Source organism: Ilumatobacter coccineus YM16-304, assembly GCF_000348785.1.
In the GTDB taxonomy this organism is placed as follows: Bacteria; Actinomycetota; Acidimicrobiia; order Acidimicrobiales; family Ilumatobacteraceae; genus Ilumatobacter_A; species Ilumatobacter_A coccineus.
Window position 1 is genome coordinate 2,610,993 of the sequence record NC_020520.1, and the last position, 18,766, is coordinate 2,629,758.

General features: G+C 67.1%; 19 protein-coding genes. 12 read left to right on the forward strand and 7 right to left on the reverse strand.

Going from position 1 to position 18,766, the window contains the following annotated elements; genetic code table 11:
- Positions 1–42 precede the first annotated feature (42 nt).
- From YM304_RS11710 to YM304_RS11730, 4 genes are read left to right on the forward strand one after another with little or no spacing between them, the layout of a single operon-like run.
- Positions 43–1,203, forward strand: coding sequence for a CaiB/BaiF CoA transferase family protein (locus tag YM304_RS11710; RefSeq protein WP_015441899.1), 1,161 nt, complete (start codon positions 43–45; stop codon positions 1,201–1,203).
- 29 nt (positions 1,204–1,232) lie between these two features.
- Positions 1,233–2,054: a PIG-L family deacetylase gene (locus YM304_RS11715; protein ID WP_015441900.1), complete on the forward strand. Its 822-nt coding sequence runs from the start codon at positions 1,233–1,235 to the stop codon at positions 2,052–2,054.
- A 53-nt stretch (positions 2,055–2,107) separates the two neighbouring features.
- Positions 2,108–2,884 carry a hypothetical protein gene (locus YM304_RS22505; protein ID WP_015441901.1) on the forward strand — a complete coding sequence of 259 codons (777 nt, stop codon included), beginning with the start codon at positions 2,108–2,110 and terminating at the stop codon, positions 2,882–2,884.
- Positions 2,885–2,900: 16 nt separating this feature from the next.
- Entirely contained in the window at positions 2,901–3,332 is a 432-nt protein-coding gene (locus tag YM304_RS11730; RefSeq protein WP_015441902.1) for a hypothetical protein, read from the forward strand.
- Here YM304_RS11730 and YM304_RS11735 read toward each other — a convergent pair.
- The gene (locus YM304_RS11735) at positions 3,325–4,434 is read right to left on the reverse strand and encodes an HD domain-containing protein (RefSeq protein ID WP_083908581.1); all 1,110 of its coding nucleotides are present in this window, start codon (positions 4,432–4,434) and stop codon (positions 3,325–3,327) included. The two genes, YM304_RS11730 and YM304_RS11735, sit on opposite strands and share 8 nt — an antisense overlap.
- Before the next feature lie 178 nt (positions 4,435–4,612).
- Between YM304_RS11735 and obgE the strand changes: the two genes are divergently transcribed.
- The gene (gene obgE / locus YM304_RS11740) at positions 4,613–5,869 is read left to right on the forward strand and encodes a GTPase ObgE (protein ID WP_015441904.1); all 1,257 of its coding nucleotides are present in this window, start codon (positions 4,613–4,615) and stop codon (positions 5,867–5,869) included.
- A 59-nt stretch (positions 5,870–5,928) separates the two neighbouring features.
- Positions 5,929–7,035: a glutamate 5-kinase gene (proB, locus tag YM304_RS11745; protein ID WP_015441905.1), complete on the forward strand. Its 1,107-nt coding sequence runs from the start codon at positions 5,929–5,931 to the stop codon at positions 7,033–7,035.
- A gap of 5 nt (positions 7,036–7,040) precedes the next feature.
- Here proB and YM304_RS11750 read toward each other — a convergent pair whose 3' ends face one another.
- The 4 genes from YM304_RS11750 to YM304_RS22510 all read right to left on the reverse strand — a co-directional run bounded on the left by YM304_RS11750 (position 7,041) and on the right by YM304_RS22510 (position 11,643).
- Entirely contained in the window at positions 7,041–7,823 is a 783-nt protein-coding gene (locus YM304_RS11750; RefSeq protein ID WP_015441906.1) for a PspA/IM30 family protein, read from the reverse strand.
- Positions 7,824–7,832: 9 nt separating this feature from the next.
- Positions 7,833–9,419 (reverse strand): murein biosynthesis integral membrane protein MurJ, encoded by a 1,587-nt coding sequence (murJ, locus tag YM304_RS11755; protein WP_015441907.1) that lies wholly within the window; start codon positions 9,417–9,419, stop codon positions 7,833–7,835.
- 18 nt (positions 9,420–9,437) lie between these two features.
- Entirely contained in the window at positions 9,438–10,157 is a 720-nt protein-coding gene (locus YM304_RS11760) for an AAA family ATPase (RefSeq protein ID WP_015441908.1), read from the reverse strand.
- A gap of 97 nt (positions 10,158–10,254) precedes the next feature.
- Entirely contained in the window at positions 10,255–11,643 is a 1,389-nt protein-coding gene (locus tag YM304_RS22510) for an AAA family ATPase (RefSeq protein ID WP_015441909.1), read from the reverse strand.
- A gap of 113 nt (positions 11,644–11,756) precedes the next feature.
- Between YM304_RS22510 and YM304_RS11770 the strand changes: the two genes are divergently transcribed.
- Positions 11,757–13,439 (forward strand): PEP-utilizing enzyme, encoded by a 1,683-nt coding sequence (locus tag YM304_RS11770; RefSeq protein WP_162142065.1) that lies wholly within the window; start codon positions 11,757–11,759, stop codon positions 13,437–13,439.
- A gap of 69 nt (positions 13,440–13,508) precedes the next feature.
- Here the strand turns inward: YM304_RS11770 and YM304_RS22515 are convergent, their stop codons facing one another.
- On the reverse strand, positions 13,509–14,075 hold the full coding sequence (locus tag YM304_RS22515; protein WP_015441911.1) for a TIGR03086 family metal-binding protein: 567 nt from the start codon (positions 14,073–14,075) through the stop codon (positions 13,509–13,511).
- A gap of 111 nt (positions 14,076–14,186) precedes the next feature.
- On the opposite strand from YM304_RS22515, the gene YM304_RS11780 reads away from it, so the two are divergent.
- From YM304_RS11780 to YM304_RS25390, 5 genes are all read left to right on the forward strand, one after another.
- Positions 14,187–15,104, forward strand: a complete 918-nt coding sequence (locus YM304_RS11780) for an AAA family ATPase (protein WP_083908333.1) — start codon at positions 14,187–14,189, stop codon at positions 15,102–15,104.
- 15 nt (positions 15,105–15,119) lie between these two features.
- Positions 15,120–16,610, forward strand: coding sequence for a vWA domain-containing protein (locus YM304_RS11785; RefSeq protein WP_154723426.1), 1,491 nt, complete (start codon positions 15,120–15,122; stop codon positions 16,608–16,610).
- A gap of 97 nt (positions 16,611–16,707) precedes the next feature.
- Positions 16,708–17,052 carry a hypothetical protein gene (locus tag YM304_RS11790; RefSeq protein WP_154723427.1) on the forward strand — a complete coding sequence of 115 codons (345 nt, stop codon included), beginning with the start codon at positions 16,708–16,710 and terminating at the stop codon, positions 17,050–17,052.
- A 76-nt stretch (positions 17,053–17,128) separates the two neighbouring features.
- A complete protein-coding gene (locus YM304_RS11795) occupies positions 17,129–17,692 on the forward strand; it encodes a YdeI/OmpD-associated family protein (protein ID WP_015441915.1) in 564 nt (187 codons plus the stop codon).
- A 215-nt stretch (positions 17,693–17,907) separates the two neighbouring features.
- The gene (locus YM304_RS25390; RefSeq protein ID WP_015441916.1) at positions 17,908–18,120 is read left to right on the forward strand and encodes a type II toxin-antitoxin system PemK/MazF family toxin; all 213 of its coding nucleotides are present in this window, start codon (positions 17,908–17,910) and stop codon (positions 18,118–18,120) included.
- Positions 18,121–18,313: 193 nt separating this feature from the next.
- Here YM304_RS25390 and YM304_RS22520 read toward each other — a convergent pair whose 3' ends face one another.
- Positions 18,314–18,706 (reverse strand): hypothetical protein, encoded by a 393-nt coding sequence (locus YM304_RS22520; protein WP_051071415.1) that lies wholly within the window; start codon positions 18,704–18,706, stop codon positions 18,314–18,316.
- Between the last annotated feature and the right edge of the window lie 60 nt (positions 18,707–18,766).

The window sequence follows — 18,766 nt, forward strand, 5'->3', positions numbered from 1 at the left end:
CTCACTCGCACAACGACCCAACGCCTCACTCAGGAGAAGAACATGCCAGGACCACTCCACGGTAAGAAGATCATCGAGATCGCGGGCATCGGCCCCGGTCCGTTCGCCGCCATGCTGCTCGCCGACCTCGGTGCCGAAGTCGTGCGCGTCGAACGCGCCGGTGCCGTGCGCGGCCCGGCACCCGACCAGCCCCACGGCGACATCCTGCTGCGCGGTCGCCGCAACGTCGCCATCGACCTCAAGCACCCGGACGGCGCAGCGGCGCTCCTCGAACTCGTCGCCGGTGCCGACGCGCTGATCGAGGGCTTCCGCCCCGGCGTCATGGAGCGGCTCGGCGTCGGCCCCGACGTGTGCCTCGAACGCAACCCGAAGCTGGTGTTCGGTCGGATGACCGGCTGGGGCCAGACCGGTTCGTACGCGCAGGCCGCGGGGCACGACATCAACTACATCGCGCTCGCCGGTGCGCTCGCCCACTTCGGCCGCAAAGACGGCCCGCCCACGCCTCCGCTCAACATGGTGGGCGACTTCGGTGGCGGCGGCATGTTCCTCGCGCTCGGTGTCGTGGCGGCGATGCTCGAAGCCACGTCGAGCGGTCAGGGACAGGTCGTCGACACCGCGATGGTCGACGGTTCGGCCGTGTTGATGACGATGTTCTGGTCGTTCAAGGCGATGGGCATGTTCGACGAGAACCACCGCGGCACCAACCTCCTCGACACCGGCGCCCACTTCTACGACGTGTACGAGTGCAGCGACGGGGCCTACATCTCGCTCGGATCGATCGAGCCGCAGTTCTACGCAGAACTCCGTCGCCTCACCGGCCTCGCCGACGACGAACAGTTCGCGAAGCAGATGGACCAGTCCGAATGGGGTCCGCTCAAAGAACGCCTGACCGCACTGTTCCTCACGAAGACCCGTGACGAGTGGTGCGAGCTCATGGAGCACACCGACGTGTGCTTCGCCCCGGTGCTCACCATGAGCGAGGCCGCCGAACACCCGCACAACGTCGAGCGCGGCACGTTCGTCGAACACGGGGGAGTGACGCAGCCGGCACCGGCACCGCGCTTCAGCCGAACCGAAGCGACCGTCGACGGATTGCCGGCCTGGCCCGGTCAGCACACCCGTGACGTGTTCGCCGAGTGGGGCGTCGACGGTACGGCCATCGACTCGATGCTGGAGTCGGGTGCCATCAAGCACGCGGAGTGACACCGCGAGTTTCCCGACAGACTGACTCGATGTCGACGCTCGTCTGCCTGCACGCCCACCCCGACGACGAGGCGATCTCGACCGGCGGGACGATGGCGCGAGCGGCGGCCGAAGGCCATCGCGTCGTGCTCGTCGTCGCCACCAACGGCGACTTCGGTGAGGTCCCCGACGACCTCGCCGAGGGTGAGACGCTCGCCGATCGACGGCGTGTCGAGACCGAGCGCTCCGCTGACGCGCTCGGCATCCATCGTGTCGCGTGGCTCGGCTACAGCGACTCCGGCATGACCGGCTGGGAGCAGAACGCCAACGCCGACAGCTTCCACCAGGCCGATCTCGACGAAGCGGCCGGTCGTCTCGCCGACATCCTCCGGGAGGAAGATGCCGACGTGCTCACCTGCTACGACTGGCACGGCACGTACGGGCACCCCGATCACATCAAGGTGCACACCGTCGGTCGTCGGGCCGCCGAGATGGTCCCGGGACTCCGTGTGCTCGAAGCGACAGCGAATCGCGACGCGATGGTGGCGATGATCACCGCAGCTCGCGAGTCGGGCGAGGCCCCGGAGGGCGATGGCGCGGGTCTCGACTTCGACCCCGCCGGTCCGGCCGACGACGGCAATCCGTTCGGCGAGCCCGAATCGGCGCTCACCCTCTGTGTCGACGTGGTCGACTACATCGACCAGAAGCGCGCTGCGCTCGGAGCGCATCGCAGCCAGATCACCGACTCGTCGTTCTTCATGGAGATGCCGCCCGAGGTGTTCGCCATGTCGTTCGGCAAGGAATGGTTCATCGAACACGACGCACAGCCGCCGTATCGCGTCGGGTGGATCTTCGACACTCCCGACGCCTGACCGTGGTCGTCGAAATCCGCCCTTCGGGGCGCAGCGTCGTGCAAGATGGCCGGATGCATCGGCGCACCGCCTTCGCCGCCTCGGTCGCGGCCCTCGTCGTCTTCGCAGCGTGTTCGTCGGGCTCCGACGACGGAGCCGAGCAGACGCTGCCCGACATCACGTTGCTCACCACGACCACGACCACCACGGTCCCGGTGTTCGAGCCTGCCGACGATCCCGCCGACGATCCCGCCGACACGCTCGACGACACGACGACCACCGTCGAAGAGACCACGACGGTGCCGACCACCACCGTGCCGCCGACGACCACGACGGTTCCCGACGAGTCCGCCGACGCTCCGTTCGACCTCGAACTGACCGGTGTCGGTGCCGCCGCGTTCGGTGCCGACCCCGACGGCATCATCGGGTTCATCAGCTCGTTCATCGGCGGTCCCACCGTCGACACCGGCTACGTCGACCCGTTCGAGTTCGGTGCCTGTGCGGGCACCCAGGCACGGCGTGTCTTCTGGGGATCGCTGATGTTGGAGTTCGGTGACGCCTCCGACGTCGCAAATGGCCGGCTCCACTTCTACGCCTACCAGTACGGGTCGCTCGACCCGGCGGGCCTCGCCCCTGGCACGCCGCCCGATCTGGCGACACCCGAGGGGATCACCTACGGCTCGACGGTGGCCGAACTGCTGCAGGCGTACCCCGCGTCCACGTTCATCGAGGAAGACGAGTTCCTACCGACGACCTTCATCGTCAACGACAACCTCCGCGGCCATCTCACCGGTCTGACCGATCTCGACACGGTCACCATGATCACCGGCGGCCTCCCGTGCGAGGGCTGAACACCCCAGCCGGTCGATGAGCTCGCTCCACGACGCGCACGTCGCCACCGGCTGGTTTCTCATCTGTTCCAACGCGTTCGTCGGTGTCTGGGCACTCGCTGCCCACCTGCTTCCCTCGTTGCGGCGACGCGAACTGTGGTGGGCGACCGCCGTCGCCCAGATGTCGACCATCGTGGTCGCAGCGATCGGAGCACTCATCGTGAACCGTCACGGCGTCGAACTCGACTCGTTCCACGCGCTCTACGGATTCAGCACGATCTTCGCGGTGGCGATCCTCTACAGCTACCGCAACAGCCCGTTCATCGCCGACAAGCTCCACCTGCTGTACGGGCTCGGCAGCCTGTTCATCATGGGCCTGGGCATCCGCTCGCTGTTCCTCGACGGCGTGGCGACCGAGGTCGGCCTGGCCGTGCTGACCGTGCAGACCTGGACGTTGCCGTTCAGCTGACCGCGGTCGGAAGCTTGGTCGGGTCCCAGTTGAGCTCGACCAGGCCACGCTCGCACGCGTAGCGGTCGGTCATGCCGGCGACGTAGGCCACCGCGGCGGTGATCGACTCCTGCGAACCGGCCTCGATGAGGTCGAGTGGGACGCCGTCGCCGAGGGCGGCGCGAGCGGTGGCCGACGGAATGGCGTGCGGCCGGTCGGCGTAGTGCTCGACGAGCGCCCGCAGCAGCGCGATGACGGCGTCGGCCTGCTGGGTGCTCGCCGGGCGCAGATAGACGTGCTCGTAGTTGAACGAGCGGAATGCGGCGAGCGCCTCGGCGATGTCGGGCGTCATCCCGATGCGGCCGGTCGACATGGTGGCCGTGATCATCGCTCGGACGAACGTTCCGAGTTGGGTACTGCGATCTCGTCCGCAGCGCTCGGCGACGATGTCGGGCAGCATGCCCGGGGTGACGATGCCGGCGGCTGCGGCATCTTCGAAGTCGTGACAGACGTAGGCGATGCGGTCGGCCCACGACACGACTTCACCCTCGGGGGTCTGCGGTGCGGGGAGGCTCCACGAGTGGTTGCGAATGCCGTCGAGGGTCTCGGCGCACAGGTTGAGCGGCTGCAACGTGACGTCGGCGCCCCAGGGTGCGTGGTCGAACCCGTCGGGCAGGTACGGCGACAGCGCGTCTTCGCTGGCGTGCCCTCCCGGACCGTGTCCGCAGTCGTGGCCGATCGCCATCGCCTCGGCCAGCGGCACGTTGAGGCTCAGTGCCTGCGCAATCGAACGGGCGACCTGGGCGACTTCGAGCGCGTGGGTCATGCGGTTGCGCTGGTGGTCGCCGGGGAACACGAACACCTGGGTCTTGCCGGCCAGGCGCCGGAACGCCGAGTCGTGCAGGATGCGGTCTCGGTCGCGCTCGAAGCAGGTGCGATACGGGTCGGGCTCCTCCTCGTGGGCGCGGTTTCCGGCGCCGACGGCACGCGTGCCGTTGGAGGCGAGCAACGTGCCCTCGAGGTCTTCGCGTGCCTCGCGGGTCATGATGTGGGCTTCGCCGACCGTCGCATGCGAGTCGCGGTGCGCCACGACGACCTGTTCGCCGAGTTCGTGGCCGGACATGGTCGATGCCCAGCGATCGGCACGCTCGGCGGCGTCGTCAGCGAACGGGAGATCGTCCATGAGGCAACGATATGCCCGCCCGCTCCGATCCCCGCGCACCAACCTGGTTACATCGCTCCGGGAGCGATGTAACCAGGTTGGCGTCAGGAGCGTGGGTCGGCCGCCCTAGCCTGATGGGATGTCGCAGTTCGTTGACGAATGCCAATTGAACGTCAAGGGCGGCGATGGTGGCGCGGGCTGCATCAGCTTCCGGCGTGAAGGCCCCGTCGTGATGGGCGGTCCGAACGGCGGCGACGGTGGCGACGGTGGCGACATCTGGCTCGTCGCCGACCACAACGTCGCGTCGCTCCTGGCCTTCCGTGACCATCCGCATCGCAAAGCCGAGCGCGGCGTGCACGGCAAGGGCAAAGACATGCACGGCCGCCGCGGCGAGTCGCTCGAGATCAAGGTGCCGATCGGCACCAAGTGCAGCGATCTGTACACCGGCGAGGTGCTCGCCGAACTGAACAACCAGGGCGACCGGTGGCTCGCGGCAGCGGGCGGGCGCGGTGGACGTGGCAATGCGAAGTTCCTGTCGAACAAGCGCCGCGCCCCGAGCTTCGCCGAGCAGGGCGAACACGGCGAAGAGCGTTGGCTCAAGCTCGAACTGCGCCTCATGGCCGACGTCGCACTCGTCGGGTTCCCCAACGTGGGCAAGTCGACGCTGATCAGCGTCATCTCCGCGGCGAAACCGAAGATCGCGAACTACCCGTTCACCACGCTCGAACCGAACCTCGGGGTCGTCAGCATCGACGACAACACCGAGTTCGTCGTCGCCGACATCCCGGGCCTCATCGAAGGTGCCAGCGAAGGCAAGGGGCTCGGCCACCAGTTCCTGCGCCACGTCGAACGGGCCCGCGTCCTGTGCCTCATGGTCGATCTCGCCCCGACCGACGGGGTGTGGCCCCAAGATCAGGTGGCCACGCTGCTCGACGAACTCGGCAGCTACCAACCCGACCTCCTCGACCGACCGCGCCTCGTCGTCGGCACGAAGGCCGACATGGTGCAGCCCGACGACCTCGAGATCCTCGAGTGGACCGGCGACACCGTCTCGGCCATCACCGGCCAGGGGGTGCGGGAGTTGGTCGGCAAGATGGCAGCGCTCGTCCACGACGCCCGCCAGGAGGTCGAACACGAAGACGGCCTCATCGTCATCCGGCCCGAAGCGAGCGGGGCGATCGTCGAGCGCCTCGACGACAACGAGTTCCGCCTCGTCGGCCGAGACGTCGAGCGAGCCGTTGCGCTCAACGACGTCACCACCCCCGAGGCGCTCGCCTACATCGACTACCGCCTCGAACGACTCGGTGTGCCCAAGATGCTCAACCGAGCCGGCGCACGCGAAGGCGACATCATCTGGATCGGCGAGTTCAGCTTCGAGTACGTCCCGCTCGTCTGAGCTGGTGTGACACGAAACGCATCCACGTCGCTCGGCCACGCTGACGCCAGAATGAGCTCATGAGAATCGTCGCGAAGATCGGTACGGCGTCGATCACGACCGATGCCGGCGTGATCGACACCGCAGCGATCGCGCGCCTCGCCGACGAGGTCGCCGCGCTGAAGGCCGGCGGGCACGACGTGATCGTCGTGTCGTCGGGTGCAGTCGCTGCCGGACTCGCTGTGCTCGACATGACGCAACGGCCGTCCGACATCCAGACGGTGCAGGCGGTGTCGGCGGTCGGTCAGAGCCGTCTGGTCGAGGCGTACAACATCGAGTTCGCCCGACACTCGCTCATCGGCGCCCAACTGCTCGTCGACTCGATGGACTTCGTCGAGCGCACGCAGTACCTGCACCTGCGCACCACGATCGACCGGTTGCTCGATCTCGGCTGCGTGCCGATCGTCAACGAGAACGACGCCATCGCCAACGACGAACTCCGCTACGGCGACAACGACCGGATCGCGGCGATGATCGCGAACAGCGTCAACGCCGACGTGCTGGTGTTGCTCACCGACATGGACGGTGTGTTCACCGCTGATCCCCGAACCGACTCGACGGCGACGCTCATCCCCTTCATCCGAGCCGACGACCCGTTGCTGTCGATCTCGGCCGACTCGGGTGGCAGCGGACGGGGGAGTGGCGGCATGGCGAGCAAGCTCACCGCTGCTCGCATGGCCTCGTGGTCGGGCGTGCGGTGCGTGATCGCCCGAGCCGCCCGGCGTGGCGTGCTGCAAGGTGCGGTGTCGGACGAGCTCGTCGGCACCACGTTCGCTCCGCACGAACGCACGCTGTCGGCTCGCAAGCTCTGGATCGCGTTCGCCGCCGAAGTGGCCGGCGTGGTGCAGGTCGACGAGGGTGCTCGTCAGGCGTTGATCGATCGGCCCAACAGCTTGCTGCCCGCGGGCGTGGTGGCAGCGACCGGAGACTTCGCCGCACGCGACGTGGTCGACGTGGTGAGTGCCGACGGAGAAGTGTTCGCTCGGGGCATCGCGTCGATGTCGGCCGCCGCCGTCAGCGAGTTCGGTGGTCGCCGCACGGCCGACATCCCCGAGGGCTACAACGAGGTCGTCCATCGTGACGACCTCGTCGTGCTCTCACTCGGTCTGAGCGCCGCACGGCGCTGAGCAGATCAGCCTTCTGACGGCTGAGCCTGAGCTTCGCTCGACTCGGCGGTGACCTCGGCGGTCGCCGAATCGAGGCCGAGTTCGGCACGGAGCTCCGACAGGCGGCTCTGCGCTGCCACGTTGGCCGTGGCCTGCTCGATCTCGAGCACGCGGCTCTCGACGGTGACCTCGCTGAGCTCGGACTTCGCCTTGGCCTTCGCGTAACGAGCCTCGATCTTCTCCTGCACCTCGTTGAACGTCGGCACGTCTTCGCCGACCGTCTCGGTGAGCGCCGACATCGCCTTGTTCATCTCTTCCTGCATGTTCGCCTGATCGAGCTGGCTCAGCAGCTTCGACTTCTCGGCGATCTTCTCCTGGAGGAGGCGGGAGTTCTGCTGGACCGCGGCCTTGGCCTGGTCGGACGCCTGGGTCGACTCGAGCACGAGCGACTTCAGGCTCTCGACGTCGGCTTCGAGTGAGATCAGCTTGTCGGCGATGGTCTCGGCGGCCTGCGTGTACTGCGTGGCCTTCTCGGCGTTGCCGGCCTTCTGCGCGTCGCTGGCCATGATGAGGGCCTGGCGGGCGTTGCCGTTGAGCTTCTCGAGCTCTTCCATCTTCTTGTTGAGACGGATCTCGGCCTGCTTCTGGTTGGCGATGACGTTTGCGGCCTGGTCTTTGAGGGTGACGTGCTGGTTCTTGGCCTGGCTGATCGCCTGTTCGAGCTGCACCTTCGGGTCGGCGTTCTCTTCGAATCGGCCTGTGAGCTTCGCCAGCAGGTAGTTCCAACGCTTCTTCAGGTACTTGAACATGCGGCGATCTTACTCTTTCGCCGGGATGCTTCGCCTCGGAAAGCGGCGGCGCAGTGCATCGAGTTCGGTCGCTTCCATGGCGAAGAGGAGCACGCCGTAGACCACGACGCCGACGATCGTGCCGACGCCGAGCCTGACGACGGCGTCGATGCCGACGTTGCCGCCGACGTTGCGGGTGATGAACCAGACCGATTCACCCATGATCGCGGCGGCCACGATCATCTTCCAGATGCTCGCCAACACCTCGCCGACCGAGAACCCGGGGACCTTGTAGCTCAGGATCTGCAACACCCACAGACCCGACAGCCCGTAGGCGATCGCGAACGAGGCACCGAGGCCCAGCACGCCGTAGGAGCCGACGAGCACGATCGCCAGCACGATGTTGATGACGTTCTCGACGAGGTTGACCTTGAACGCCGTCTTGGTGTCCTGGTGGGCGTAGAACGTGCGGAGCACGAACATGTAGACCGAGAACGCACCGAGGCCGAGCGCGAACCCGGCGAGCGCCCGGGACGACGCGATCGAGCCTTCTGCGCCGAACTCGCCGTTCTGCACGGCGAGACCGATCAGCGGTTGTCGGAGGACGAACAGCCCGACGCCCGCCGGAATGGTGAGCAACGCGGTCATTCGCACACCCAGGGAGGCCGAACTGATGAACGCGGTCTTGTCTGCTCGAGCGACCGCTCGGGCCATCTCGGGCTGGAAGGTCGTGGCGATCGACACGCCGAGGAGCCCGTGGGGGAGCATGAAGAACGTGAAGCCGATGAAGTAGGCGAAGGCGTTCGACGAGCCGGGTTCGGTCAGGTTGCGGATGACCGTCAGGGCCACGATGTTGGCGGTGACGAATCCGAGGGTCCAGAACGACAGCGAGAGCAGTTTCCTGACCGCCGGGTGCTTGAGGTTCCACACGAACTTCGGGCGGAGGCCGGCCGATCGGGCCGCGGGGAGCAGGATCAGGGCCATCGCGGCGATGCCGACGGTGGCGCCGAAGCCGAGCGTGAGCCGGAGCCGCGTGTCGTCGAGCACGTCGGTGAGCTGCCAGCCGCCTTCACCCGGCGACGGCAGCGAGAGCAGCGTCGCGATGATGATCAGGTTGGGAACGATCGGGCTCCAGGCCGCGGCGAAGAACTGTCGGCGGCTGTTGAGATACGCGTTCGCCAGGCCGGTGAGCCCGTAGAACAGGATCTGGATCAGGAAGATGCGGACGAGGGTCGTGCCGACGGTGCGGAACAGGTTGGCGTCGACGTTGTCGGCCACATCGACCGAGAACACGCCGAACACGAGCGGAGCGGCGGCGACGGCGATGAGCGTGACCAAGGTGATCAGCGCCACCGAGGTGGTGACCACGACGTTGCGGGACTCGTCGTCGTCGTTCGCGTCGAACGAGGTGAACAGCGGGACGAGCGTCGCCGACAGCACTCCGCCGACCAGCAGTTCGTACACGATGTTCGGTGACTCGTTGGCGAGGATGTAGGCGTCGGCCAACGCACCGTCACCCAGCACGGCGGCGAGGGCGGTGACGCGCAGCAGCCCGGTGATCCGCGACAGCGCGGTGCCGGCGGCAACGACCAGGTTGCTCTTGAGGAGACCGCTCATGAGGCGATCAGCGTCCGATCACGGACGGTTCGTCTCCTCGACGGCGAGTCGAAGACCTTCGAGTTCCACCACCAGGTCGTCGACGTCGTGTTCGTACGTGTCGGTGTCGGCGGCTCCGATGCTCACTTCGGCGGCGCGGGCGACGAGTTCGTCGAGACGGGTCTGTGTGAGGCGCAGCGTGCTCGCCGTCTGGGCCGACTGCGCCTTGAGTCGGTCGGTGGTGGCCAGTTGCGCTTCGACGGAGGCGATGGCGGCGTCGACCTGCTCGTCGGGGATCGACGCCCGCTGCTGTTGGAGTGTGGCGAGCTTGGAGCGGAGCGCCGTCGGGTCGAGGCGCGTGACGGCGGCATCGATCTCGTCGCCGCGTCGCGCGATCTCGAAGGTCTCGTCGAGACCGTGTTGGAGCTTCTGGGCCACGGCGTCCATTCGGTCGCGCAGCGGACCCTCGCGAGCCGTGGAGATCGTGTCGTGGAGCCGAGCGGCCGAACGCTGGGCGCCTTGCACGAACTGGCGCCACGGTTCACCGACGGTGAACGGGTCGATCTTGGGTCGAGCCTGCGGCTTCGGCATGCCGACGGCGACGAGTCCGGCATAGACGACGAGGCCGCCGACGATGCCGAGCGGCCAGGCGAGCCCGCCGACGACGAGTGCCACGGCAACGCCGATTCCGACGGCGATCCGCCACGACAGGATCACCTGCGCGGTCTGCTTGGTGTAGAAGCGGTCCCGAAACGACATCGTCCTGCGACGTTACTCGCCGATCTCCGCAACGAATGTGACAGTCGAGAGCCGCACAACGATGCGGGAGGGCGGTCGACGCCGAGGGTGCAGCCCGTCAGTCGACGGGGTGGATGTCGTCGCCGGTGAGGGTGCTGAGCATCTCGTCGGTGAGTTCGTCGTCGCCGAGTTCGGCGAGGCGCAGCGCGTGATGGCCGACCGCCGCTTCGAACACGTTGCGGACGAAGCGTCCGTTGCCGAAACCCCGCCCGCGCGGCTCGGCGTCGATCACCGCCTGGAGTGCAGCCGTACCGCTCTCGTCGAGGTGGTACTCCTTGCCACCGGCGATCAGCCCGAAGATGCCGACGAGTTCGTCGGTGTCGTAGTCGGGGAAGTGGATCGTGCGTGTGAAGCGGCTCTTCAGTCCGGGGTTGGAGTCGATCAACTCCTGCATCTCGGTCGGGTAGCCGGCGGCCACCACCGACAGGTCGTCGCGGTGGTCTTCCATGAACTTCACGATCGTGTCGACCGCTTCGAGCCCGAAGTCGTTCTCGCCGCCACGAGCGAGTGCATAGGCCTCGTCGATGAGCAACGTCCCGCCGATCGCCGAGTCGAGGACCTTGCGCGTCTGCGTGGCCGTCTGGCCGACGAAACCGGCCACAAGTCCCGAGCGGTCGGTCTCGACGAGATGGCCGCTGGTGACGACGCCGAGCGAGCGGAAGATCTGCGAGAGCAGGCGAGCGACGGTGGTCTTGCCCGTACCGGGATTGCCGCTGAACACGAGGTGTTTCGACGTGTCGATCGTGGGGAGGTCACGTTCGGCGCGCAGCTCCTGGATGCGCAGCAGCGACGTGAGGCGGCGCACCTCCTCCTTGACGTGGTCGAGACCGATCAGTGCATCGAGTTCGGCGAGCAGTTCCTCGATCGGCCGCTCGGGCGGCAGTTCGACCTCCGGTACCGGAGCGGGCTCGGCTCCGGCGGTCGCCCCGGCCTTGGTGGCGGGCGCCGGCGCATCGGGTTGGCCGGGTCGTGGCACCCCGTGCTGGTCCATCGAGGTGAGCAGCATCGTGCGGTACCGGTCGATCGCGGTCACCTCGGCCGGCGACGGCATCAGGTCGAGCGCTGCCGTCGCGTGCGCGAGGTCGAGAGCGAGGGCGTAGTAACGGTTGGCCCGCCGGCCGGTGTCGTTGCTGTCGGCCTTGACGAGCAGATCGAACAGCGTGCTCGGCTGTTCGAGCCACTCCTTGCGCCCGCCGAAGGTGTCGTCGGAGCGCAACGTGGCCGGGGTGACGATCATCGGGGGAGTGAGGCGAGTGCCGATCGACGAGACCCACGTCGAGAGCTCGTCGGCCGTGTGTCGCCCATCGGCATCGATGAATGCCGCGACCAGGTTCGACGCTTCGATGACGCACTCGGCGCGATGGTCGGCGCCGCCCGACAGTTCGTCGAGGATCTCGGTGATCGCACCGATGAAGTCGCTCGCTTTGTCGTGAAACGCCTCGGCCATCCGCCAGACAGTAGTGCCGCGCTCGGTCGATCGGGCTGGCACTGATCGGCCCGATGGGCGAGACTGGCCGGGCGACACCGGCCACCGCTCCGGGTCGCGGGCTGGAGGGCGCGATGAGTACGGGGCAACAGACGGCGTCGGTGACGTGGGAGCCTCCCGGCCCCGGCACGTGGGAGCTCGACACCGCGCACTTCGACCCGGCGGTGTCTCGGCCCGTTCGCGATCTCATGACCGAGGCCATGCGCAAGGGGCTCGAAGCCGGCATGGAACTCGCCGGGGCGCCCCTCGCCGGCATCGACGCTCGATTCGTACACGGGCGCATGTACCTGCGGATGGTTCCCCTCGTCGGCGGTTCGAGAGACCTTCCGACGCCGCCGAAACCCGTCCTCTGGTTGGCGGCTCGACTCCACCCCGAGTTTCGACGACGTACCAAGCGCTCGGGGGAGGCCCTCGACGGGCGGTACTGGATGGACGAGTTCGCGCGGTGGGAAGCGGAGTGGAAACCGGAGTTGGTGGCGACCAGTCGCCGACTGGGTGCCGTCGAGGTCGCCGAACTCGCCGACGATGCGCTCGCCCGTCACCTCGCCGACGTCTGGTCGCACGTGCGAGCGGGCGCCGAACTGCACTTCCGGCTCCACGTGAGCGATCTCGGCCCCATCTCGCTGCTGCTGTTGCGGTCGCGCGATGCCGGGCTCGACGAAGCGGAGGTGATGTCGAGCCTCGCCGGAGCGTCGCCAGCGACCAGCGCGCCCGCCATGGCGGTCGCCGCGATCGCCCGCGAGATCGAGTTGGCGGGGGCGACACCGACGTCGCTCGAGGCGATTCGATCGGCGAGCGATCGAGCCGGGGAGCTCCTCGACGAGTACCTCGCCGTGTTCGGCCACCGCATCTCGACCGGCTACGACGTGCGCGACCGCACCCTCGCCGAACTCCCCGACGTGATCGTGGCCTCGATCCGTGCTGCCGACACGTCGGCGGCGACCGCCGATGGTGCCGAGCAGCGTGGAGCAGCAGCCCTCGCGCTCCTCGTCGAACAGATCGCCCCGGTCGATCGAGACGAGTACGTGTCGCTCGTCGACGACGCTCGCGCCCTCTACGGGCTGCGCGACGAGAACGGTCCGATCACCGTGCAGTGGCCGCTCGGCATTCTGAGAGCTGCGCTGCTGGAGTGCGCTCGCCGCCTCGTCGCAGCGGGTCGGCTCGACGACCACGAGCACATCTTCGATGCATCGATCGACGAGACGCTGGCATTGCTCGGCGGCGCCGCTGCTCCGAGCCCGGCCGAACTCGCCGAGCGATGCGCGGTTCGCATGTCGAACGCCGATCTCGAACCGCCGACGGTGCTCGGACGTCCGCCTGAGGAGCCGCCGGTCGACATCCTCCCCGGTCGGATGCCCGAGATGATGCGCGGCGTGCTGCTCGTGACCGAACTGCTCGAACGTGTCGACCGCGGATCGGGCGACACGGCGCTCAGTACCGGGCTGAGCGGAACCGGTATCGGCGGGGCGAGCTACCGAGGCATCGCTCGCGTCGTGGCCGACGCCGACGAGGCGATCGAACGAGTCGAACCGGGCGACGTGATCGTGACGCGCCTCACCGTGCCGACGTTCAACTCGGTGCTGGCGATGGCCGGAGCCGTGGTCACCGAAGGCGGTGGCCTGCTGAGCCACACCGCGGTGATCGCCCGCGAACTCGGCATCGCCGCCGTCGTGGGCGTGCCCGGAGCGTTGACCGAGATCCCCGACGGCTCCGAGATCGTCGTCGACCCCGTCGCCGGAACGGTCACCGTGCTCTGACGCCACTCCGCGAAAAGTTGGTGACGTCGCTCCCGGAGCGATGTCACCAACTTCTTGCTTGGAGGCTGGTCAGGCGTTGATGCTGGTGCGGCCGGTGAAGGCGATGAACTGGTCGATCGCGTTCTGCGAGTCGGTGTCGACGGCGCTGCCGAAGCGGCCGGGGGCGCGCAGCATGGCCTCCATCGGCTTCATCGATGCGAGCGCCGCAGCGGCCGTGGCCTCGTCGATGCCGTGGTCGATGCCGGCCGCGTCGGCGATGTCCCACGCGTGGGTGAGCGCGTCGTTCGCCATGATTCCGACGAACGAGTCGAACGGCATGCCGCCGAAGGCGGGCGGCGTGGAGCGTTGCAACGACCCGGGCTGATCGAGCGCGGCAATGGCCCCGTCGATCGCGGCGATCACCGTGGCGGCCGGATCGTCCCCTGCCCGTTCGGCTTCGGGCATCTGTTCGGCCATGCCGCCGCCCGCAGCCATGCTGGCGAGGGTCTCGAGACCCCACGAGATGTGACCGGCGACTTCCTTCGCCGACCAGCCCTCACAGCACGAGGAGTTGTCCCAGGCACCTGCCGGAACACGGACGGCAACGCTGCGCAGCATCCCTGCGCCTCTGACGAAATTCTGCAAACTCTGACTCATGTCCACACCGTAGGCGGTTGCCGCATGTCGGGTGTCACGACCTCGTGTCGCCGACCGTCACAGCATTTCGATTCCTTGGAACGGCGTACTCAACGGTAAGTTCGCACCACTATGACGACGACCCCTGATGCAGCCGTGGACCCTTTCGATGCGGAACCCCGCTTCGAAAGCGTGCAACAGGTGCGTGACGCGTTGCGTGACGTGCAGTACCTCGCCGACGATGGCATCGCCGGAATCGCCTACCTCGCCGACCGGTTGCAGAAGCCGATCCTCGTCGAAGGACCTGCCGGTACCGGCAAGACCCAGCTCGCCAAGTCGGTCGCCGAGATCACCGGCGCCAAGCTGATCCGTCTGCAGTGCTACGAGGGGCTCGACGAGAGCAAAGCGTTGTACGAGTGGAACTACAAGAAGCAGTTGCTCCGCATCCAGACCGAGCGGGGCGGTGACGAGGGCAGCGAGGACTGGACCGACGTCAAAGACGACATCTTCTCCGACGAGTTCCTGCTGACCCGTCCGCTGCTCGAAGCAATCACGTCCGACGAGCCCGTCGTGTTGCTCATCGACGAAGTCGACCGTGTCGAAGTCGAGACCGAGGCGTTGCTCCTCGAGATCCTCTCCGACTACCAGGTGTCGATTCCCGAGCTCGGCACGATCAAGGCCAAGCAGATCCCGCTGGTGTTTCTCACGTCGAACAACACCCGTGAGCTGTCGGAGGCGCTGAAGCGTCGCTGCCTGTACCTCCACGTCGACTACCCCGAACTCGAACGCGAGAAGGAGATCGTGCTCGCCAAGACCCCGGGCGTGTCGGAGAACCTCGCCGACCAGGTCGCTCGCATCGTCCGCTCGATCCGTCAGCTCGACCTGAAGAAGTCGCCGAGCGTGTCGGAGACCCTCGACTGGGCTCGCACGCTGATGCTGCTCAACATCGAGACCATCGACGAGCAGACCGCCAAGGAGACGCTCAACATCCTGCTCAAGTACCAGACCGACATCGCGAAGGCCGCCAAGGAACTGTCGGTCGACGACTGATCGGTTGCTGCTGACATGACCGACACCGCCGCAGCCCCGGGCTCGCACGAACGCAAGCCAGGCGGCATGCTCGACCTCCTCAACGGGTTCGTCGTCGAACTCCGCAACGCCGGCCTGCCCGTGTCGTTGACCGAGAACCTCGACGCGATGGAGGCCGTGCAGCACATTCCGCTCGAAGACCGCGACGCGTTCAAGTACGCGCTCGGCGCCACGCTCATCAAGAACCACGCCCACTGGCGCAGCTTCGAGACCGTGTTCGAGGTCTACTTCTCGCTGCGCGGCCCCGAGTACAACATCGGCGACGGTGACGGCGACACCGACATCGACGAACTGTGGCGCGAGATGCAAGACCTGGCCTCACAGGAGCAGAACGGCAAGGGCCAGGGCGGCATGGACTCCATGACGCCCGAGGAGATCGCCCAGATGCTCATGCAGGCGCTGATGAACGGCGACCAGGGCATGATGCGGGCGATGGCCAAGCAGGCCGTGCAGCGTTTCGCCGGCATGGAACCCGGTCGACCCGTCGGCGGCACGTACTACCTGTACCGCACGCTGCGAAACCTCGACCTCGACAACATGCTCGACAAGATGATGGAGGCCACCAAAGATCAGATGGACTCCGACATGACGCCGTTGGAGGAGCGCCTCGAGAAGGAGGAGTACTCCGACCGCATCGAGAAGTTCAAGGGCGAGATCGAGTCCGAGATCCGTCGTCGCCTGGTCGCCGACCGTGGCGCCGAGGCGATGGCCAAGACGCTGCGCAAGCCGCTGCCCGAAGACGTCGAGTTCATGCACGCGTCGCGTGACGAGATGGTGGCGCTCAAGAAGTCGCTGTACCCGCTCACCCGCAAGCTCGCCGCCCGCCTCGCTCGGAAGCGCAAGCACGGCCGCAAGGGCCCGCTCGACTTCCGCAACACGGTGCGCCACTCGCTCAGCTATGGCGGCGTGCCCGCCGAGCCGAAGTTCAAGTACCCGCGGCCGGCCAAGCCCGAGCTGATCGTGATCGCCGACATCTCCGGTTCGGTCGCGGCGTTCGCCCGCTTCACGCTGATGCTGGTGTACGCGATCCAAGGCCAGTTCTCGAAGGTCCGTTCGTTCGTGTTCATCGACGGCATCGACGAGGTGACCGACTACTTCAAGTCGACCGAAGACATCTCCGAGGCGATCCATCGGGTCAACACCGAGGCCGACGTGGTCTGGGTCGATGGCCATTCCGACTACGGCCACGCGTTCGAAGTGTTCTGGCAGCGTCACCAGAAAGACGTCGGCCCCAAGGCCACTGTGCTGTTGCTCGGCGACGCTCGCAACAACTACCACGCCAGCCAGAGCTGGGTCGTGAAGGAGATGCAGCAGAAGGCCCGTCACGTGTACTGGCTCAACCCGGAGCCGAAGAGCTACTGGAACACCGGCGACTCGATCGTCGGCGAGTACGGCACGTACACCGACGGCGTCTACGAGTGCCGCAACCTGCGCCAACTCGAAGCCTTCGTCGACCTCCTGGCCTAGCCAGCGCCGGCCAGCGACCGAGCATCGACCCGGACGAGTCGGTCGAGTTCGCACGGATCGGACTCGCCGCAGCATCGCTGTGGCAGAGTGTTGCTTCTTGAGCGACGCCGAACCGACATCTGGAGCGAGCCGGGCGGCGGGCACGTCCTCGACGCTGCGCATCGCTGTGGCTGCGACCGTCGGCGTCATCTGGGCGGTCTACATGTTGGCGGTCGTCGCTCTCGGCGGCTGCGATTCGTTCGGCGGGCGGTGCGACGGGACTCGCCCGCCACTCTTCGAAGACGACGTCGCGGGTAAGGCCTTCGTCGGTACGGCCGTGGCGACCTGGATGTTGTGGTGGCTGCGTCGACCATCGGTCCGCCAGGCAGCCGTCGGCGTTGCCGTTGCTCTCGCTGTGGCGGCCGTTGTGGCGCTGCTGGCGCGCAGCCTCGCCCACGGCTGAAGCTCTTCGGTGTCGCTTGGCCTCCGGGTTCGGTCGACGCCGTGCCGGGAGACGGCACCGACGTAGCATCGGCTGGGTGTTCGACGGCGAGCCGATCTTCTTCAGCGCTCCACACGAGTTCCGCGCCTGGCTCGAGCGTCATCACACGACGGCGACCGAGTGCGTGGTGGGCTATTGGAAGACGCACACAGCCGAGCCCTCGCTGCGATGGGCGGAGGCCGTGCGTGAGGCGCTGTGTTTCGGTTGGATCGATGGGCAGCGCCGCTCGATCGACGACGAGCGCCACATGCAGCGGTTCACGCCGCGCAAGAGCCGCCGGTGGAGTGCCGTGAACGTCGCGCTGGTGGCCGACCTCGAGGCGGAGGGCCGCATGACCGAGGCCGGGCGGCAGGCGTTCGCCGCCCGTGACACGAGCGAAGAGCCGTACTCGACGTCGAAGCGGCCCAGCCAACTGCCAGCCGAGTTCGACGAACGCCTGCGTCGTGACCATCCGAAGGCGGCGGCGTTCTGGGACTCCACGCCGCCGAGCTATCGCAAGCTGCGTTCCTTCTGGATCAGCGACGCGAAGCGCCCCGAGACTCGCGAGCGGCGATTCGGTCTGCTCGTCGCCGCGTGCGCAGCAGGCGAGCGGATTCAGTAGCCAGCGGACGGCACGATCCCGAGCGCCGAGGTGCCGTGCTGCTCGGCTTGCCTTGCGACTTCCGTTGAACGCCATTCTCGGGCCTGGCTCGATGCAGACCTCGGGTGACGTCGCCGACCTCGATCTCCGTCAACCCGAATGCTGCGAAGCAGGACTTCTCCATCCAGCGATCGTGATCACGGCGGATCCTCGACGCGGAGCCGTCCGTCGTTCACGTGGTTCCGCTCACCAGCACGATCCGCACGTTCCATTTCGAGGTCGTGATCGAACCCGACGTGACCAATGGATTGAGCGGTACAGCGGCCGTACAGTGCCAGCACCCTCGAGCCGCTTCTCCGCAGATGATCGTCGCAACCCGAGGCAACGTCGGGCCGCTCGATCTCTCGCAGATTCGGGAAACGCTCGCCATCATCCTCGACATCGGCTGAGGGTTCGCACAACAGCACGCACCCGACGCACCGTCGATGCCCTCACCCGCACGCTTCCGAGCGCCCGATCGCTCGCGGACGTGCCGCTCTGCTCAGCAGGAGCGCTACCGAGTCCCAGCCGATATGTGCGCCCCGAACGGCGCTTGAGGACGCGGGGATCTTGCTGGTGGCGCCGCCACGCACGTTCGACCGGTCAACCCGAGGTGGGAGTTCCCCGGGTGGCGCGCAGATGACCGAAGAACGCCGCGCCAAAGGCGAACTCGGCAGCGACGGCCAAGAGAATCCCGGGTCCGACTGCACCTCGGGCGAACTCAACAAGGCCCAGGATCACAAACGCAGCCATGAAAACGAACATTCCCAGCGCCAGGCCAGCCTTGGTTTCGCGTTGTTCAACCCCTCGCTGTCGCCACAAGATCACGCCGACTGAGAGGAACAGAACCGCTGCGCGCCGCGACATGACGTCAGCGCCTTGGGATTCCTCGAGATCGAACAGGAAGTAGATGACAGTCGGCGCGGCCATCAGTACGGCGAACGTCCCGACGCAGAACCCAGCTGAGACGGCACAAAGGGTGCGGAAGCTCGGCATGAACCCAACGTACCGTCGGGGTCGTTTGAGTCCACGAACGCCCACGCGGAGGACCGCGGC

What these genes read in the sequence shown, in the direction of transcription:
- YM304_RS11710 (WP_015441899.1), top strand. Translation starts at nt 43, where the DNA reads ATGCCAGGACCACTCCACGGTAAGAAGATCATCGAGATCGCGGGCATC.
- YM304_RS11715 (WP_015441900.1), top strand. Translation starts at nt 1,233, where the DNA reads ATGTCGACGCTCGTCTGCCTGCACGCCCACCCCGACGACGAGGCGATC.
- YM304_RS22505 (WP_015441901.1), top strand. Translation starts at nt 2,108, where the DNA reads ATGCATCGGCGCACCGCCTTCGCCGCCTCGGTCGCGGCCCTCGTCGTC.
- YM304_RS11730 (WP_015441902.1), top strand. Translation starts at nt 2,901, where the DNA reads ATGAGCTCGCTCCACGACGCGCACGTCGCCACCGGCTGGTTTCTCATC.
- YM304_RS11735 (WP_083908581.1), bottom strand. Translation starts at nt 4,434, where the DNA reads ATGTCCGGCCACGAACTCGGCGAACAGGTCGTCGTGGCGCACCGCGAC.
- obgE (WP_015441904.1), top strand. Translation starts at nt 4,613, where the DNA reads ATGTCGCAGTTCGTTGACGAATGCCAATTGAACGTCAAGGGCGGCGAT.
- proB (WP_015441905.1), top strand. Translation starts at nt 5,929, where the DNA reads ATGAGAATCGTCGCGAAGATCGGTACGGCGTCGATCACGACCGATGCC.
- YM304_RS11750 (WP_015441906.1), bottom strand. Translation starts at nt 7,823, where the DNA reads ATGTTCAAGTACCTGAAGAAGCGTTGGAACTACCTGCTGGCGAAGCTC.
- murJ (WP_015441907.1), bottom strand. Translation starts at nt 9,419, where the DNA reads ATGAGCGGTCTCCTCAAGAGCAACCTGGTCGTTGCCGCCGGCACCGCG.
- YM304_RS11760 (WP_015441908.1), bottom strand. Translation starts at nt 10,157, where the DNA reads ATGTCGTTTCGGGACCGCTTCTACACCAAGCAGACCGCGCAGGTGATC.
- YM304_RS22510 (WP_015441909.1), bottom strand. Translation starts at nt 11,643, where the DNA reads ATGGCCGAGGCGTTTCACGACAAAGCGAGCGACTTCATCGGTGCGATC.
- YM304_RS11770 (WP_162142065.1), top strand. Translation starts at nt 11,757, where the DNA reads ATGAGTACGGGGCAACAGACGGCGTCGGTGACGTGGGAGCCTCCCGGC.
- YM304_RS22515 (WP_015441911.1), bottom strand. Translation starts at nt 14,075, where the DNA reads ATGAGTCAGAGTTTGCAGAATTTCGTCAGAGGCGCAGGGATGCTGCGC.
- YM304_RS11780 (WP_083908333.1), top strand. Translation starts at nt 14,187, where the DNA reads ATGACGACGACCCCTGATGCAGCCGTGGACCCTTTCGATGCGGAACCC.
- YM304_RS11785 (WP_154723426.1), top strand. Translation starts at nt 15,120, where the DNA reads ATGACCGACACCGCCGCAGCCCCGGGCTCGCACGAACGCAAGCCAGGC.
- YM304_RS22520 (WP_051071415.1), bottom strand. Translation starts at nt 18,706, where the DNA reads ATGCCGAGCTTCCGCACCCTTTGTGCCGTCTCAGCTGGGTTCTGCGTC.